Source organism: uncultured Imperialibacter sp., assembly GCF_963974565.1.
Taxonomy (GTDB): domain Bacteria; phylum Bacteroidota; class Bacteroidia; order Cytophagales; family Cyclobacteriaceae; genus Imperialibacter; species Imperialibacter roseus.
Genome location: NZ_CAXBCJ010000001.1, coordinates 281,431 through 297,912, shown reverse-complemented (window position 1 = coordinate 297,912; position 16,482 = coordinate 281,431). Strand labels below are relative to the sequence as shown.

16 protein-coding genes are annotated in these 16,482 nt (G+C 45.9%); 6 read left to right on the top strand and 10 right to left on the bottom strand.

The features are described 5' to 3' along the window. Positions 1–9: 9 nt before the first annotated feature. A complete protein-coding gene (locus AAC052_RS01395) occupies positions 10–561 on the bottom strand; it encodes a sigma-70 family RNA polymerase sigma factor (RefSeq protein ID WP_317490314.1) in 552 nt (183 codons plus the stop codon). A 156-nt stretch (positions 562–717) separates the two neighbouring features. Between AAC052_RS01395 and AAC052_RS01390 the strand changes: the two genes are divergently transcribed. After that, entirely contained in the window at positions 718–1,782 is a 1,065-nt protein-coding gene (locus AAC052_RS01390; protein WP_339793956.1) for a hypothetical protein, read from the top strand. Between the two features lie 23 nt (positions 1,783–1,805). Here the strand turns inward: AAC052_RS01390 and AAC052_RS01385 are convergent, their stop codons facing one another. Genes AAC052_RS01385 through AAC052_RS01375 form a run of 3 tightly spaced genes read right to left on the bottom strand, consistent with a single transcriptional unit; the run spans position 1,806 to position 4,624 of the window. Then, on the bottom strand, positions 1,806–2,867 hold the full coding sequence (locus AAC052_RS01385) for a VWA domain-containing protein (RefSeq protein ID WP_339810339.1): 1,062 nt from the start codon (positions 2,865–2,867) through the stop codon (positions 1,806–1,808). Further along, positions 2,860–3,729, bottom strand: coding sequence for a hypothetical protein (locus tag AAC052_RS01380; protein ID WP_339810336.1), 870 nt, complete (start codon positions 3,727–3,729; stop codon positions 2,860–2,862). The genes AAC052_RS01385 and AAC052_RS01380 overlap by 8 nt, the downstream gene beginning before the upstream one ends. Positions 3,730–3,745: 16 nt before the next feature. Beyond that, positions 3,746–4,624, bottom strand: coding sequence for a DUF58 domain-containing protein (locus tag AAC052_RS01375; RefSeq protein WP_317490317.1), 879 nt, complete (start codon positions 4,622–4,624; stop codon positions 3,746–3,748). A 51-nt stretch (positions 4,625–4,675) separates the two neighbouring features. Between AAC052_RS01375 and AAC052_RS01370 the strand changes: the two genes are divergently transcribed. Both AAC052_RS01370 and AAC052_RS01365 read left to right on the top strand, forming a co-directional pair. Beyond that, positions 4,676–5,053 carry a DUF4296 domain-containing protein gene (locus tag AAC052_RS01370; protein ID WP_339810333.1) on the top strand — a complete coding sequence of 126 codons (378 nt, stop codon included), beginning with the start codon at positions 4,676–4,678 and terminating at the stop codon, positions 5,051–5,053. Next, complete coding sequence (locus tag AAC052_RS01365) at positions 5,050–7,449, top strand: Smr/MutS family protein (protein WP_339810332.1); 2,400 nt, start codon at positions 5,050–5,052, stop codon at positions 7,447–7,449. Before AAC052_RS01370 ends, AAC052_RS01365 begins: the two co-directional genes overlap by 4 nt. Positions 7,450–7,497: 48 nt before the next feature. Here AAC052_RS01365 and AAC052_RS01360 read toward each other — a convergent pair whose 3' ends face one another. The 6 genes from AAC052_RS01360 to AAC052_RS01335 all read right to left on the bottom strand — a co-directional run bounded on the left by AAC052_RS01360 (position 7,498) and on the right by AAC052_RS01335 (position 13,199). Continuing rightward, the gene (locus AAC052_RS01360; protein ID WP_339810331.1) at positions 7,498–8,001 is read right to left on the bottom strand and encodes a hypothetical protein; all 504 of its coding nucleotides are present in this window, start codon (positions 7,999–8,001) and stop codon (positions 7,498–7,500) included. Positions 8,002–8,106: 105 nt separating this feature from the next. After that, a complete protein-coding gene (locus AAC052_RS01355) occupies positions 8,107–8,736 on the bottom strand; it encodes an ATP-binding cassette domain-containing protein (RefSeq protein WP_339810330.1) in 630 nt (209 codons plus the stop codon). After that, positions 8,726–9,505: an acyl-ACP--UDP-N-acetylglucosamine O-acyltransferase gene (lpxA, locus tag AAC052_RS01350; protein ID WP_317490322.1), complete on the bottom strand. Its 780-nt coding sequence runs from the start codon at positions 9,503–9,505 to the stop codon at positions 8,726–8,728. Before lpxA ends, AAC052_RS01355 begins: the two co-directional genes overlap by 11 nt. Next, on the bottom strand, positions 9,502–10,896 hold the full coding sequence (locus AAC052_RS01345) for a bifunctional UDP-3-O-[3-hydroxymyristoyl] N-acetylglucosamine deacetylase/3-hydroxyacyl-ACP dehydratase (RefSeq protein WP_151998717.1): 1,395 nt from the start codon (positions 10,894–10,896) through the stop codon (positions 9,502–9,504). The genes lpxA and AAC052_RS01345 overlap by 4 nt, the downstream gene beginning before the upstream one ends. Further along, positions 10,886–11,944: a UDP-3-O-(3-hydroxymyristoyl)glucosamine N-acyltransferase gene (gene lpxD / locus AAC052_RS01340; RefSeq protein ID WP_339810329.1), complete on the bottom strand. Its 1,059-nt coding sequence runs from the start codon at positions 11,942–11,944 to the stop codon at positions 10,886–10,888. The genes AAC052_RS01345 and lpxD overlap by 11 nt, the downstream gene beginning before the upstream one ends. A 25-nt stretch (positions 11,945–11,969) precedes the next feature. Continuing rightward, positions 11,970–13,199, bottom strand: a complete 1,230-nt coding sequence (locus AAC052_RS01335) for an HD domain-containing protein (protein ID WP_317490324.1) — start codon at positions 13,197–13,199, stop codon at positions 11,970–11,972. A gap of 60 nt (positions 13,200–13,259) precedes the next feature. On the opposite strand from AAC052_RS01335, the gene AAC052_RS01330 reads away from it, so the two are divergent. The 3 genes from AAC052_RS01330 to AAC052_RS01320 are packed head-to-tail and all read left to right on the top strand — an operon-like array spanning position 13,260 to position 16,468. After that, entirely contained in the window at positions 13,260–14,819 is a 1,560-nt protein-coding gene (locus AAC052_RS01330; protein ID WP_151998714.1) for a bifunctional response regulator/alkaline phosphatase family protein, read from the top strand. A gap of 1 nt (position 14,820) precedes the next feature. Then, positions 14,821–15,249 (top strand): tRNA (adenosine(37)-N6)-threonylcarbamoyltransferase complex ATPase subunit type 1 TsaE, encoded by a 429-nt coding sequence (gene tsaE, locus AAC052_RS01325; protein ID WP_317490325.1) that lies wholly within the window; start codon positions 14,821–14,823, stop codon positions 15,247–15,249. Further along, positions 15,242–16,468 (top strand): alanine dehydrogenase, encoded by a 1,227-nt coding sequence (locus AAC052_RS01320; RefSeq protein WP_317490326.1) that lies wholly within the window; start codon positions 15,242–15,244, stop codon positions 16,466–16,468. The genes tsaE and AAC052_RS01320 overlap by 8 nt, the downstream gene beginning before the upstream one ends. The last annotated feature ends 14 nt before the right edge of the window (positions 16,469–16,482 follow it).

Genomic DNA, 16,482 nt, shown 5'->3' with positions numbered 1-16,482 from the left:
TATGTTATTTTAATTCATTAATTCATTGTAAAGCGGCAGTAGCTTTTTTCTAAGGTGCTGCACTGCGTATCGTTTCCTTGATATCAAAGTTTTGATGTTCTCTCCTGTCAGGTCTGACATTTCCTGGAAAGTCATATCTTCTATTTCGTTCCAGATAAAGACTTGCTGCTGATTGACAGGAAGCTCCTCAAGCGCTGCGAAAAGCTCTTTTCTGAAAATTTCCTTCAGGTTTTCAAGCTCAGGCACATCTTCCTCCGATGGCAAAAGGTCTCTCAGCATGTAATCGCCGTCGCCATCATCTTCGAAGGCCTGATCATCCAGAAGATCAACCTTCTTCTTTCGGTAGTTGTCGGTAATCTTGTTTCTGGCTACCCGGAATAGCCAGGCATTTACCTGCTCTATCGACTCCACATCAACCAGGTTACTGAATTGATACCACACCTCCTGCGTGATATCTTCAGCCTCTTCCAGCGTTCGAACCCTCGATCTGATGAAACCAAACAGACGTTTCCCGTATTGCTTTAACGCTTCAGCAATGTTTTGAGATCTTCTTTCGGTCATTGTGAGTGAAACAGGTTCGTTCATCAAATAAGCAGACGAACGCAGGTTTGATTTTACTTTAAAGGTTCTAAAAAAACTTGAGAAATCTATCGTACCCATGCAACCTAACCCAACTGGTGTTCATCTACCATTCAATAAAAACTCAAAAAACGGACTATGAAAAAGACTACGATTTCATCACTGGTTGTGCTGGTTCTTTCGGCACAATGCGCCTTTTCTCAGGGCTTTGGCATCCCCTCAAAGAACGGCGGCATCGGATTTGGCAACCTTCCAAGCTTCACGGGTATCCGATTTAATTTTAAGGACAGCAACCTGGAGAAGGTAAACGGGATCAATATTACAGCCTGGGCACCCAAAGACGAAGAACTTCATACTGGTGACGTGAATGGCATCTCTGTTGGCGTCCCTTTGGCATTGGGCTCTGAAAACAGGAGCGGGATAAGCCTGGGGATATTTGGTGTTGGCGCAAGGAGAAACGTGTCAGGAATCAACATTGCAGGCATTGGCGTTGGAGCTGGCAACAAGTTATCGGGAATTAATATCGGCGGTGTAGGCTTAGGTGCCGGTGGCGACGTTACCGGGTTCAACCTTGGCCTTGTCGGTGTCGGCGCTGGCGGCGACATCAAAGGCATTAATATTGGAGGCGTTGGCATGGGAGCTTCTGGCAACGCTGTCGGCTTTAACTTCGGTGGTATCGGCGTAGGCGCTGGCGAAAGCCTGAAGGGAATTAACCTTGCCCTGGTAGGACTGGGTGCTTCTGAAAATGCCATTGGCCTTAATGTAGCAGGAATTGGTATGGGAGCCGGCCAGAAAATGACAGGAGTCAACTTGGCGCTAGTAGGAATTGGCGCCGGAGAGTCACTTACCGGTATTAACTTTGCTGGTGTAGGCATGGGCTCGAAGAAAATCAGAGGCATCAATGTAGCACTGGCCATCGGCGGTCAGCAGGTGTCAGGCATCACAGTTGCCCCGATTTTCCTGAAGGTTGAAAATGGATCCGACAGCTCATTGAATGGGATTTCCATCAGTGCCGTTAATGCTGTGAAGGGTACTCAAAATGGCTTGAGTATTGGTATAATCAACACCACCCACCGCCTTCGCGGCATGCAAATAGGTCTCATCAATATTGTAAAGGACAATCCGAAAGGGCTACGAGTGTTGCCAATTATAAATGCCCATTTTGGAGGGGGGAAAGGTGATAGAATTGATCAGGACGAATAGCACTCATCCCAAAGCTAAAGGCCTTAGTCCCTCAGTATATTGCTCATAAAGCTGCTTTTGAGCAGCAGCCAAAGCAATAAAAACGCAATGGCCCATTTCAGGTACACCGTGTAAAAATCGGTCGTATCCTTGAATTGGGTCGTTTTTATTTCAGCCTTTTCAAACTCATTAATCTCCTGGAATACTCTTTCCAATGCGTCGTTGTCGATCGCTCTGTAGAACTTACCTTCACCAATTCGGGCAATTTCCCGCAGCGTAGTTTCGTCGAGTGTATTCTCCACAAAGCGGGTTCTTCCAAAGAAGTCGGTACCGAAAGGCACACGGCCTTCCTTTCCAATAGCAATGGTGTAAATCTTAATATCATAGGCCCTGGCAAGCTCTGCGGCAGTGATGGGGTCAATATTGCCAGCGGTATTATCACCGTCGCTCAATAGGATAAGCACCTTCGATTTGGAATCGGACTCACGCATGCGGTTGGTGCCTACTGCCAGAGCGCTGCCAATGGCGGTTCCCCGGCTTTCAATTAAGTCGAACGTTACAGTGTTGATGTTTGCGTTAAGCAGGTCGTAATCGGTGGTGAGCGGCGACATAGAAAATGCATCACCGGAAAATACCACAAGACCGATCCTGTCCTGAAACCGGCCTGTAATGAAATCCCGTGCCACCTGCTTGGCTGCTTCCAGCCTGTTGGGCTCAAAATCCTGAATTTGCATGGATTCTGAAATATCAATCACCAGCATGATATCGATGCCTTCCGTCCATTGCTCCACTTTTTCATTCGTCTTCTGCGGCCTCGCCAGAGCAATGATGAGCAGCAAAAACGTAAAAAACAGTACCAAACCGGGTAAGAACCTCAGCACGCTAAGCGGATCAGACCTTAGGTCGGTTTTGGTAAGGGCAATATCTAATTTTTGTTGCCTCTTAAATGTCAGTAGCCATTTTAAGAGGAAAAGTAAGGGCACGGCAGGTAGCAGATAAAGCACAACCGGAAAGGCCCAGTCAAAATTCTGAAATGTTGAGGGCGCAAACCATTTCAAAAAGAACCACGGAGTTTCCTCTGCCATTTTTATAGCTGCCTCATCCATGTTTCACCTCCTCTACCTTCTTTTTGTATTTATCCAGACAAATGTCCTCTAATACCTCGAATTGCTTGAACAATTCTTTGTCGTTTATTCGGCCGTAAATGCTTCTGTCGATACTTTTCAATGCCGTCTGAAGCTTTGCATTCTCTTCGCCTTTCAGTATTTCTTTTGTGGTCAGTTTGGTGTAGGGAATCTTTTCAAGCGATTCCAGATACGTCTTCCACAGTATAAGAGCTATTTCGGCGTCCCTGATACCGCTTTCGTTGCGAACGGCTCTCAATTGCTCAGTATAGCTATTGGAGAACTTCTCATATTTCTTGCGCATCCGGTACAGGGTGATCTTTTTCCTCACCGTTTTTCCAAAAACAAGGAAAAGAGTGATAGCAATGATGAGAAAGAGAATCCCACCAATAACGAGGTATGGATAGTTGAAAGCGAAATCCAGCGGACTGTAGCCCACTGTTTCTTTTAATTTGGCATCCTGTGGAATTTCGTCCAGCAAGCCATCAATAAACAGTGAATCGATGTTAGACATCACCTTGAGGCTGTCTTTTTCTCTTAAGCGAAACACCGGTAGCTGAAGGCTTTGGTAGGGCTCCAGCTCAAAAGTGGAAAGCTCATAAATGACGCTATCCACCACTGAACCATCTCTCAGTTTGGAAGGAAAAAACGTTTGTTTGTTGAATTCGAACGGGGTGAAACGATGCGTAGAATCGGGAAAAAGCACTTTGATGCTGCCGGGATACTCGGCCACAAGCACATAGCTGGCAGGGCTACCCAGCTTCACGCTGTCTTCCAGAAAATATCCCTTAACATTCACCGACTGGCTATGCAATGCGCCCCAACTGAGCAGCCATGCAGCCATGAAACAAACCGTTGTTTTACCCACTTTTCCTGACTTTATTTCTCACTCTAAACAAACGGATCAATTTTGGCACGTATTCTTCTTCGGTACTTATAGAAAGGTAGTTGGCCTGATTCTTCTTGCACAACTTCTCAAGATCATACTGATTTCCCTGATAGATGGTTTCCACTTTTTTACGAAAGGCAGGGGCGGAAGTGTTTACCCAGATCGTTTTTTTGCTTTCCTTGTCATACAATGGCACTATACCCAATCTTGGGAAATGTGTTTCTCTCCTGTCGCTCAGGTGGATCACCACCAGGTCGTGTTTTTTTGCTAAAGCCTTAATGCCCTGTTGATAGTCATCGTCTACAAAATCGGAAATCATAATGATCACGCTTTTGCGATGGATCATGTTCATGGCGCTTCTTATGCCCAGGTTTAGATTAGTACCTGTTGACGATGGTTTCAGATTAAACAAGCTATCTATAATTTGATAGGCGTGTCTCAGCCCTTTGGCCGGCTTGATGTATTTTTCTTTCTTGTCAGAATAGCACAGCACACCAACCTGGCTGCCCTCCTTAATGGCTGAAAGCGCCAAAAGCCCACAGAGCTCTTTTCCAATATCTATTTTCTGCTGCCCGTCGGCTCCAATTTCCTGCGAGGCACTTACGTCAAGAATGAAGAAGACCGTCTGCTCCTTTTCCTCCTTGAACGTTTTCACAAAGGTACCGTGCCCTTTGGCGGTCACATTCCAGTCTATGGTTCTGATATCATCTCCGTACTGGTATTGACGCACGTCGTCAAACTCCAGACCGGAGCCTTTAAAGATCGAATGAAAATCTCCCTGCATTTGTGAGGTGATTGCCTTCCTGATCTCAATCTCATATCTTCGCAGCTTCTTGAGGAAATCCTTCATTACTCTTGGTTTGGGGTTTAAAGTTAGAATTTATTTAGCTAAATTTTGTCGGTGAAAAATGTTTTTTGGAGCCTTGGTGGCCTTTTCTTGATATCTCTCTTTGGATGTAGCAACAAAGAAGAAATTCCTGCTGGTATCGTTGAGCCTCAACGAATGATCAGCATCCTTACCGATATACATCAGCTGGAAACGGAGGTAGCCTCACTAAAGTTAACCTACGACTCCTCTACAGCTCTTTACAAGCAGCAGCAGCAACTTTTGTTTGATAAGCACAACGTGTCGGATTCGGTTTATACACATAGCTTTGAGTATTACCTTGAGCATGTGGAAATGCTGGATAAAATTTATGCGGCTGTAGTGGATAGTCTCTCAGTGAGACGCAACATGGGTTCTCGAAAAGAGCCTGAAGAATCAGGGGAGTCGCTATGAGGGTTTTTCCTGATACCTTCGAGGCCAAAACCGGCTTCGATAAAATCCGTGAAATGGTGGCCGCCAAATGCCTTAGCAGCCTCGGCACAAGGCATGTGGAGAAGATGAAGCCTTCAGACGACTTGAAGTACCTGAAAAGGCTTTTGATTCAAACTGAGGAGCTTAGACGGTTATTTGCGGCAGGTAACAGACTGCCCGACGCCAACTACATTGATCCGGCGGAACAGCTTGCCAAAATGAAGGTTAGCGGTACTTACCTGGAGGAAGAAGAAGCCTACGACCTTAAACGGTCACTCAGCACCATTATTCAACTTCAGTCTGTGCTGACAAAACATGCCGAAGAGTGCCCGACGCTGCACGGGTTATCAGGGATGGTAGATCTTCCCACCGATATTATTAAATGGTTTGAGGCTATTATTGATGACACAGGAAAGCTGAGAGCCAACGCCTCCAAAGAGCTTATGCAAATAAGGGCCTCAATGGTCAGCGAGCATTCCTCGCTGAGGAGGGTAATGGATCACATAAGCAAAGACGCACAAAAACAGGGGTGGTCGCCCGACGATGGTTCCATTGCCGTAAGGGGCGGGCGTTTGGTTATTCCGGTACTGGCAGAACACAAGCGCAAGCTGAAAGGATTTATTCATGATGAGTCGGCAACAGGACAAACTGTGTTTATGGAGCCGGCCGAGGCCCTGGAGATCAACAACCGTATAAGGGAGCTGGAGCTGGAAGAAAGAAGGGAAATCATCCGAATTCTTAGAAATTTCACTGATCAATTAAGGCCTCATATTCCTGCGCTGGAAAAAGCTTACCATTTTCTTGGTGCGATTGACTTTATACGGGCGAAGGCTTTGCTTGCCATCGAAATCAATGGCTTGCTGCCTGTCATAGACGAAAATCCGGTCATTGTTTGGCACAAGGCGGTTCATCCTCTTCTTTATCTTTTGCACAAAAAGGCCCAAAAGCCTATTGTTCCTCTGGATATTGAGCTTGATGCAGAAAGGCGCATTCTGATTATTTCGGGGCCAAATGCCGGCGGCAAGTCGGTGTGCCTGAAAACCGTCGTCTTATTGCAATACATGCTACAGTGCGGTCTCTTGGTACCCGTTAGAGACGACTCGGTCATGGGGGTTTTCAATAAGATCTTCATCGATATGGGCGATGAACAGTCGCTGGAAAATGACCTAAGTACCTACAGTTCTCACCTCACTTCTATGCGTTTTTTCCTCGAAAATGCAGGAGGGAAGACATTGTTTCTGATTGATGAGTTTGGCGCTGGCACCGAGCCGCAGTTTGGTGGAGCTATTGCGGAGGGCGTGCTGGAGCAATTGTACAAAAAGCAATCCTTTGGAGTGATTACTACGCATTATGGCAATCTGAAGAGTATGGCTGAGAAGAATGCAGGCATCATCAACGGGGCTATGAGATACGATGTAAATCAGTTGAAGCCTTTGTATGAACTGGAAGTGGGACGACCAGGGAGCTCTTTCGCCTTGGAAATGGCCGCAAATATTGGGCTGTCAAATGCGGTGATCGAAAGGGCGAAAGGCCTTGTTGGGCATTCGCAGGTGAAGTTTGAAACGCTCATCAACGAGTTGGAAGCCGCTAAAAATGATTTTCAAACCAGGTACGAGAGTGTTAACCGAAAGGACACTGAGCTTGAAAAAATACTCAAAGACTACCAGGACCTGAAAGCTCATTTGGATGCAGAAAAGAGCAAGATTATTAAGGAAGCCAAGCAGGAAGCCAAGCGAATTGTACTCGACGCCAATAAAGCGGTAGAAAATACTATCAGGGAGATAAAAGAAAACAAGGCCGAAAAGGAAAAGACAAAAGAAGTGCGCCAAAAGCTCACAGATATACAAGTTTCGCTGACTGAGGAAGTGGAGGAGAAAAAGCCTGTATGGACAACTGTGGCTGGCGAGATAAAAGTAGGCGACAAGGTCAGGATGGCCGGGCAGGAGTCGGCTGGTGAAGTGGTCTCCATTCGGGGAAAGAAAGCAGAAGTGCTCATGGGAGAGCTAAAATCTCACATTGCACTCAACCGTCTTGAAAAAGTAAAATCGTCGTCCCAGGGGAAAAAGAGCTTGAAGCGGGAGAGCGTAGGTGGCGTCTTTAAGGGGATCGACATGAACCAAAGAAGGGCCGACTTTTCCCCCAATCTTGACCTCAGAGGAAAGAGAGCCGACGAAGCTATTCAGTTAGTTGACGATTTTATAGATAGTTCAGTGCTTTTCAGCATGCACGAGGTGAGGATCGTACATGGCAAGGGCGACGGCATTCTCAGAGAAGTGATCAGGCGCTACCTGAGTGGCAATAAGTTCATTGAGCGGATGGCCGACGAACATGTGGAGAGAGGCGGTAGTGGGGTCACAGTCATCAGCTTCAGACAATAAAAAAAGGCCCGTCCAGGGCCTTTGTATTAGTTGTATCTGAGATCGATATTAGTTAGGGAATTCAAACACCCAGGTACCGGCTACACCTTGCATACGGCCTGCACCAGTATCTTCGATAGTGAATGTCAGACTAAGCTTGGTAGACGTTACCGAAGCAGCCATAGTGACACCATCGCTTCTCACAATTTTGCTAATGTCTTTCTCTCCGGCTGTTGCGCCGTCACCAAATGACCAGGTACCGCTTGCTGGCCAAACTACGTCAACGTTGGGTACCTCTGAGGCTGCTGGTCTACCAGTAGCTGTGTAGCTGCCGCTACTGCCAGAACCAGTAAATTTCAGTCCGAAGCCGTCCCATTCAGTGGCTGCTACGCCATCTTGCTTAACTGCTCCGGCCGCTACTGACCACTCTGTACCTCCATTGAGGAGTAATGCGAGACGCTCGGCTACGGGATCCGGCTCTGTTGTTCCCGGGTCGTCCTTGCCTCCGCAACTGATAAAAATAATCAATGCGAAAATTGTTGTTGCTGTGAATAGATTAGATAGTTTGTTCATGTGGATTTAGTTATAACTAAAAATTAACCTTTTTCAAAAATAGCAGAAATTGAAAATTATACCTAATTACGCTTTAAAAAATTCAAATAGGAATAATCCAATGTTTCACTTGAATTCTTCAATTGAAATAGTGTTTCTACACATTTCATATTCATAGGACTGGTTGGAACAAATCACCACCAACCGATCCTGTAGCACAGAATTCAAACGTTCCAAATACCAATTTATTCCATTGGTGTCCAAATTACTTGTGGGCTCATCAAGGATAAGAAGCGGTGTGGCACTCAAAAAACTGAGAGCTAGCTTGAACCGCTGTTTCATGCCAGACGAAAGATGCTTCACTTGTTTCTGTGCCGAGTCTTCCAGCCATGCGAAGGGTAGGACGTCCTCTTTCGACTTGCCAATTTCCAGGCTTTTAAGGCTGAAATGGAAGTTGACCATTTCGGATAGTGTGAATTCCTCAATGAGCTCCAGATAGGGTGCAGCCAGCGACGTATGCCTGTAAACCAGGTGCTCATCGAGTACTTTACCGTCAATATAGTGTTTTACTGTTCCTTCAGAAGGAATTAACTGCCCGCTCAGAACGGCTGCCAGCGTGGATTTTCCACTTCCATTTCTTCCTGTAATGGCGTAGGAGGAGCCTTTTTTAAAAGTATAGCTCAAATTCTTGAAAATCCACTCACGCAAATAGCGCTTGCCGGCATTTTCGAGCACAATCTCCATGTCAGACGGCAAAACCCTTCATTATCCCTCTTTCCGATGACCTGATAAAGTCAACAATCTGATCTCTTTCGTCGGAGTGAGGAGTTTCGGCAAGAATCAGTTCAATGGCTTTGGAGTGATTGAGGCCTCTGAAATAGATATAGCGATAGATGTCCTGTATTTCGTTGATTTTTTCGTTACTGAACCCTCTTCTGCGAAGACCTACAGAGTTAATGCCGCAAAAGCTTAAAGGCTCTCTACCAGCAGTGGTAAATGGAGGGATGTCCTTTCTTACAAGTGAACCACCCGAAACCATTACGTGGGAGCCGATTCTGGAAAACTGGTGAACGGCTGTGGTTCCACTGATAATGGCCCAGTCATCAATCACCACATGTCCGGCTATTTGCACTGAGTTGCCAAGAATACAGTTATTGCCGATAGTGCAATCGTGGGCTACGTGGGCATAAGCCATGATCAGGCAGTCGCTGCCCACAACAGTCTTCAGTTTGTCGGAAGTACCACGGCTAATGGTGACAAATTCACGTATGGACGTGCCGTCGCCTATAAAAGTCTCCGTTGACTCCCCTTTGAATTTAAGATCCTGAGGGATGGTAGAAATAGAGGCGCCGTTGAATATTTTTACATTTTTGCCGATGCGGGCACCTTCGTAAATTACCGCATGCGAGCCAATCCAGGTGCCTTCGCCAATCTCCACATTGTGATGTATCACAGCGAAGGGCTCAATGGTTACATTGGGCCCTACCTTGGCTTCAGGATGAACATATGCTAGCGGATGGATCATACGTCTTTTCTAACTATGCTGGCGGTCATTGCACCTTCACAAACCAGGTTGGAACCAACATAGGCCTCGCCTCTCATTTTGGCAATTCCTCTTTTGATAGGTGCCAAAAGCTCACAACGAATTACCAGGGTGTCGCCGGGAAGCACCATTTTTCGAAACCTGAACCCCTCAATTCCCAGGAAGTAGGTCCAGTAGTTTTCGGGGTCTGGCACAGTGTTCAGTACCAATATACCGCCTATTTGTGCCATTGCCTCTACCTGAAGTACCCCGGGCATTACCGGATTGCCAGGAAAATGACCCTGGAAGAAAGGCTCGTTGTAGGTTACATTTTTCACTCCCGCTACCCACTTCTCATCCAAATGAAATATTTTGTCGATCAAAAGGAAGGGATACCGATGCGGAAGTATGTTAGTAATCTTATTGATGTCTAATACAGGAGGTATTTTTGGGTCGTAGTAAGGTACGCCGTCGTTGGTAGAGCTCTGCATTACTTTCTTGAGCTTCTTTGCAAAAGCTACATTGGCAGCGTGACCTGGTCTGGCAGCCAAAATCTGGGCCTTAATAGGACGGCCAACAAGGGCAAGATCTCCCATTACATCCAGCAATTTGTGTCTGGCGGGCTCGTTTTTGTACCGTAAATCGACGTTATTGAGGATGCCTTCTTTCTTCACTTGTACCTTGGGCTTGCCAAGAAGCTTCGCAAGGCTGTCCAGTTCGTGTTCTTCAACTACCCTGTCTACTACCACAATAGCATTGCTGAGGTCGCCACCTTTGATGAGGTTGTTTTTATGCAGCGTTTCAAGTTCATGCAAAAAGCAGAACGTGCGGCATGAAGCAATCTCAGTGGCAAACTCGCCTACATTCGTCAATGTAGCATGCTGGCTTCCCAGCACTGGCGAGTTGTAGTCAACCATTACAGTCACCCTGTAGTCGTCCAGCGGGAGGGCAGCAATTTCTATTTCATTGGTTTTGTCTCTGTAGAAGATGCTTTCCGGTACCTCGAAAAAGTTTCGTTGAGCATTTTGCTCTTCAACTCCTACTCTTTGAATCGCTTCTACAAACAGCAACGCACTTCCGTCCATAATCGGCACTTCCGGGCCGTCAAGCTGGATCAACACATTGTCTATTTCCAAGCCCACCAAAGCAGCTAAAGCATGTTCGGTTGTACTCACCCTGGCGCCGTTTTGTTCCAGGGTAGTGCCACGGGAAACATCCACCACTAAGTCCGCATCGGCATCGATAGTTGGTTGATCTTCAAGGTCTACCCTTTGAAACTTTATGCCGTGGTTGGGTGGAGCTGGCACAAACGTCATTGTGGTATGGACGCCTGTGTGTAAGCCTACGCCTGAAACGGTTACTTTCTCTTTTACGGTTTGCTGCCTAATGTTCATCGTCTGTCTTTAGCGACGTCAAATTTATAATTTTTTCTTCAAGTTCTCTGATCTTCTGGTTTAGTTCAGGAAGTCTTTTGAAAAGCATGGCGGACTTCATGTACTGCAAATGATCAAATGCCGGGCTCCCAAAAAGGATTTTTCCTTCTTCCTTGATAGACTTGTTGATGCCCGACTGTGCGGCGATTTTAGTGCGTGCTCCAAGCTGGATGTGTCCTGCAAGCCCCACCTGCCCGCCAATCATGCTGTATTCGCCAACTTTCGAAGACCCCGAAATACCTGTTTGAGAAGCGATGACTGTGTGCTTCCCTATTTCCACATTATGCCCGATTTGAACAAGGTTATCGAGCTTCACGCCTTCCCTGATGATCGTTGAATCAAAAGTGGCGCAGTCAATGGTGGTGTTGGCACCAATGCTTACATGGTCTTCCAGCACCACATTCCCCACTTGCGGAATTGTTTTGTAGCTACCATCGGCTTGAGGAGCAAATCCAAACCCATCGCTACCAATGACAGCACCGGAATGTATCGTGCAGTAATTCCCAATTTTCGTTCTGGAGTAAATTTTTACGCCTGCGTATATAATGGTGTTGTTGCCAATGGTTACATCGTCGCCTATGTAGGTATTTGGATAAACTTTTACATTGTCACCAAGCCTGACATTTTTTCCAACATAAGAGAAGGCCCCTCTGTAGGTGTTTTTTCCCTCGGTGGCCGTATCAGCGAAAAAGCATGGTTGCTCAACCCCCGATTTTTGAAAGCTGACCAATTTATGGTACTCTTCCAGTAGTGCTGTAAAACTTAAATATGGATCGTCGACAAGGATTAGACCGGCCGAAATTTCGCCTTTCGGTTTAAAGCCTTTGCTGACGATCACAGCCGATGCTGTGGTCTTGTAGATGAAAGGCTCGTATTTAGGATTAGACAAAAAGGTAATTGCCCCTTCGCCACCCTCTTCAATTTTGCCTACTCTGTTTACTTTTACTTGACCGTTGCCTTTTAGCTCGCCATTAAGAATGTGAGCGATTTGTGCCAGGGTAAATTCCATGCGAAATGGGCCTCAAATTTCTGTGTTACAAAGATACAATTTTGGGCCAGCATAGATAGTGTTTAGTTACGATTTTGCTCATGGCCTTGATGTTTGGGAGGTCCGACGCAGTGGCAACATCGACAATTTGCCCTGCTTTGGTTAAAATATTGATGGTTTGCCCTTCAGCGATATACGCTTTGTTGCTGATGCTTCCCTTGCCGATAAAGTAGTTGGCTTCGTCCTCGCTTACACCCAGTTGAGATTGAATTTTCGTCTTCAGCCCTTCCGCTACCGACGCCTCAATTTTATCATTTGACATCACAATCTGAAATAGCTTGCGTTGCAGCAGCATGGTGGAGAGCATGCTCAGCACCTTGTCGTCATAACTGGTCCAGAATTTCACAGAGCCCCAAATGTCGTAGTCGTCGAGTGATGCAAAAACATCAAGTAGCTCGGGGTCGTCCTGAAGATCCTTTAGGGAGATGTTTCTTTCAAGAAAAATACTGAAAGCTGGCGTGGCTTTGATAGATGTGCCGTTTTGCACCAGCCACTTGGCTCGTTTAATGAGCTGAATCATCATTTTCTCCGAAGCCACTGAGGTTTTGTGAAGATATACCTGCCAGTACATGAGCCGCCGGGCACTCAGAAAATTTTCGATACTGTAAATGCCTTTTTCTTCCACTACCAACTGTCCGTCCCGGATGTCGAGCATCTTGATGATGCGGTCCGCACCAATGGTGCCTTCGGAAACCCCCGTGAAAAAGCTATCTCTTTTCAGGTAGTCGAGCCGATCTATATCAAGTTGGCTTGAAACCAGTTGGTTGAAAAAGGTACGATGATATTTATTTTTGAAAATATCGAAGGCAAGAGTAAGCTTTCCCTCGAAATACTCGTTAAGCTTACTGATAAGGAGTACAGATATATGCTCGTGACCTATGCCATTCATCAAGCTGAACTCCAGGGTATGTGAAAATGGGCCGTGGCCGATATCATGAAGTAGAATGGCAATGAGTGCCGCTTCGTATTCTTCCGGAGAAATTTCGTGACCTTTGCTCCTCAGGTTGTCGAGGGTAATTGTCATTAAATGCATAGCCCCCAGCGCATGATGAAACCTGGTATGAAGTGCTCCCGGGTAAACAAAGTCGCTCAACCCGAGCTGTTTGATTCTTCTTAACCGCTGAAAGTAAGGGTGTTGGATAATATCAAAAATCAGATCGCTTTGTATGGTGATAAAACCGTATACCGGATCGTTTATTATTTTCTTTTTGTTCAAACTAGTTGTACTGAATTTTGGGTGTAAATTGATCACTCAGCTTCTTAAAGTAAAGCCACTATGCAAAAATATTCCATTCTTTGGGCCGATGACGAAATAGACCTGCTTAAACCTCACATCTTATTTCTTGAAAGCAAGGGATACAAAGTCACACCGGTGATTAGTGGTGCAGATGCGTTGGATCAATGCGATCATAATGATTTTGATATTGTCTTCCTCGATGAAAACATGCCTGGAATGACGGGGCTAGAAACGTTGAGCTATATTAAATCGACCCATCCAAGTCTTCCTGTGGTGATGATTACCAAGAGTGAAGAGGAAGAGATCATGGAGGGAGCGATAGGAGCAAAAATCGCCGACTATCTTATCAAGCCACTTAATCCGAATCAAATCCTTCTGTCTGTCAAGAAAATCCTCGATAACCGCAGGCTGGTGAGCGAGCATACTAACCAAAGTTATCAGCAGGACTTTCGGAACATAAGTATGGCTTTCAGTGAGCACATGGACTACGAGGAGTGGGTGGAGGTGTACAAGAAGCTGGTGTATTGGGAGCTGGAAATAGAAAATACAGAGGATAAAAGCATGGCTGAGGTGCTCGAAATGCAAAAAGCAGAAGCGAGCAAAAACTTCACTAAGTTCATAGCGGACTATTATAAGGACTGGCTTAACGATCCGGAGTCCAAAAAACCAATGCTTTCGCATCAGCTGATGAAGAAAAAGGTATTTCCTCAGCTGAAAGAAAATGACCCGTTGTTTTTTATAGTGATCGACAACCTGAGGTATGACCAATGGGAGATATTAGAACCTGTCATTTCTCAATACTTTAATATTAAAGAGAAGGAAACTTATTTTTCTATCCTTCCCACAACCACAGCCTATGCCCGCAATGCGATATTTTCTGGTATGCTGCCGAGTGAAATGGAAAAACATCATCCTGATCTTTGGGTGGGAGAGGATACCGACGACGGAAAAAACAACCATGAAGAAGACTTTCTGAAGCGGCAAATTCAGCGCAACAGGTTGAATATCAAGTCATCATATCACAAGATAATCCATGTAAATCAGGGCAAGCATTTGTTGGATAATTTCAACAACCTGATGAATAACGACCTTAATGTGATCGTTTATAATTTTGTGGACATGTTGTCGCACGCCCGCACTGACCTGGAAATGATCCGGGAACTGGCTCCGGATGAGGCCGCCTACCGCTCGATTACCAAATCGTGGTTCGAACACTCGCCGCTTTTGGATGCGTTAAAAAAGATATCTGAAAAGAAGTGCAGGACAATTATCACAACCGACCACGGCACGGTCAGGGTGAAAAGGCCTTTCAAGATTGTCGGTGATAAAAACACCAATACCAATTTGCGCTACAAACAAGGCAAGAATCTTGGGTACGACGGGCAGGATGTGTTTGTCGCCAAAAAGCCTGAAGAGATGTTCCTGCCAAAGGTGAATGTTTCTACTTCCTACGTTTTTGCTGTGGAGGATTATTTCTTCGCTTATCCCAACAACTACAACTATTATGTCAATTTTTATAAGGACACTTTCCAGCATGGCGGTGTTTCCCTCGAAGAGATGATCATTCCTATTATTTACCTGACACCCAAGGGAGGCTGAGTTGACTACAGAATTGTTTTGTGAGGATATTGCCCAGCTTCCGGAAATTGCCAGTCAAATAATTGGACAGGCGGGCGAAGGCAAGGTGTGGATTTTTGAAGGTGAGCTGGGTGCTGGCAAGACCACGCTGATTAAGGAGCTTTGCGAGCAACTGGAGGTGGTTGACAATGTGAGTAGCCCCACTTTTTCGATCGTGAATGAGTACGAAACCACTGAAGGGGAGACTATTTATCATTTTGATTTTTACCGGATCAAGTCTGAGGCGGAGGCAGCTGATATTGGTGTAGATGAGTATTTTTATTCGGGAAATTATTGTTTCATCGAGTGGCCTTCTAAAATTCCCTCGTTGCTGCCCGAAGAATACCTCAAAATTACCCTTATCTTAGTGTCAGAAAACCAACGGAAGATTTTGCTCGAGAGATATGGCTGACAAGTACCGAAAGGAAGTGGAGGAACTAGCGAAAGAACAATCCCTGTATCCGCAGGAATCACTTCTGAAGGTAAGAGAGGGGGATAAATCGCTTTTTATCGGCATTCCTCGTGAGCGGTCACTTCAGGAGAACAGGGTAGCGCTGAAGCCATCTTCAGTAGCCGTTTTAGTGGCGGGAGGTCACGAGGTTTGGGTAGAGACGGGCGCCGGAAAAGCGGCTAAATTCCTTGATAAAGACTATAGCGAGGCTGGAGCAAAGATTGTCTATTCTGCCAAAGAAGTCTATTCTGCCGATATCATGCTCAAAGTGGAGCCACCCATGTCGGAGGAGATTAGCTACATGAAAAGTGGCCAAACGCTGTTTTCTGCCATTCAGACAGGGCGTCAATCGGCTCACTTCATCAATGCACTCAACGAAAAGAAAGTAACTGCCCTGGCCTACGAGCTAATTGAAGACAAGGTAGGCGGACTGCCGTTGGTAAGAGCTATGAGTGAAATTGCAGGCAGCACAGTCATGCTCATAGCAGCGGAATACCTCAGTAATGTGAATGGAGGGCAGGGGGTAGTTGTTGGCGGTATTACTGGCGTGCCACCGACGCAGGTAGTTATCCTTGGGTCGGGAACAGTAGCGGAGCATGCTGCGAGAGCCGCACTCGGTCTTGGAGCGGATATTCAAATTTTCGATAACCACATTTATAAATTACGGCGTGTAAAACATGCCCTTGGTCAGCAGGTGTATACATCTACCCTCGATCATACCACTTTGCTGACGGCTCTGAAAAATGCCGATGTGGTCATTGGCGCTATGAGGGTGGAAAAGGGGAGAAACAAATGTGTAGTGACAGAGGAAATGGTGATGGAAATGAAACAAGATTCTATCATCATTGACGTCACCATTGATCAGGGGGGCTGCATTGAAACAGCCGAATTAACAACTCACAACGATCCGGTTTTTAGAAAACACGGTGTTATTCACTACTGTGTACCCAATATCGCTTCCAGAGTGGCCAGAACCGCCTCAACAGCGCTTAGCAACATATTCACTCCGGTGCTGATGCAAATAGCAGAAGTGGGGAGCGTTGGCGATATGATATTTACTCACAAGTGGTTCATGAAAGGCGTATATACTTTCAAAGGAAGCCTTACCAACCCTCATCTCGCCCGCAAGTTCAATCTTAAGTACAAAGATTTGAATTTGTTAATGGCGGCGAGGTTCTGACAGTGTACTGCCTG

Bases quoted from the DNA above. Each gene is read 5' to 3' on its own strand.
- AAC052_RS01395 (WP_317490314.1), bottom strand. From the start codon at position 561: ATGACCGAAAGAAGATCTCAAAACATTGCTGAAGCGTTAAAGCAATAC.
- AAC052_RS01360 (WP_339810331.1), bottom strand. From the start codon at position 8,001: ATGAACAAACTATCTAATCTATTCACAGCAACAACAATTTTCGCATTG.
- lpxD (WP_339810329.1), bottom strand. From the start codon at position 11,944: ATGGAATTTACCCTGGCACAAATCGCTCACATTCTTAATGGCGAGCTA.
- AAC052_RS01390 (WP_339793956.1), top strand. From the start codon at position 718: ATGAAAAAGACTACGATTTCATCACTGGTTGTGCTGGTTCTTTCGGCA.
- AAC052_RS01380 (WP_339810336.1), bottom strand. From the start codon at position 3,729: ATGGCTGCATGGCTGCTCAGTTGGGGCGCATTGCATAGCCAGTCGGTG.
- AAC052_RS01365 (WP_339810332.1), top strand. From the start codon at position 5,050: ATGAGGGTTTTTCCTGATACCTTCGAGGCCAAAACCGGCTTCGATAAA.
- AAC052_RS01385 (WP_339810339.1), bottom strand. From the start codon at position 2,867: ATGGATGAGGCAGCTATAAAAATGGCAGAGGAAACTCCGTGGTTCTTT.
- lpxA (WP_317490322.1), bottom strand. From the start codon at position 9,505: ATGATCCATCCGCTAGCATATGTTCATCCTGAAGCCAAGGTAGGGCCC.
- AAC052_RS01320 (WP_317490326.1), top strand. From the start codon at position 15,242: ATGGCTGACAAGTACCGAAAGGAAGTGGAGGAACTAGCGAAAGAACAA.
- AAC052_RS01375 (WP_317490317.1), bottom strand. From the start codon at position 4,624: ATGAAGGATTTCCTCAAGAAGCTGCGAAGATATGAGATTGAGATCAGG.
- AAC052_RS01330 (WP_151998714.1), top strand. From the start codon at position 13,260: ATGCAAAAATATTCCATTCTTTGGGCCGATGACGAAATAGACCTGCTT.
- AAC052_RS01345 (WP_151998717.1), bottom strand. From the start codon at position 10,896: ATGAACATTAGGCAGCAAACCGTAAAAGAGAAAGTAACCGTTTCAGGC.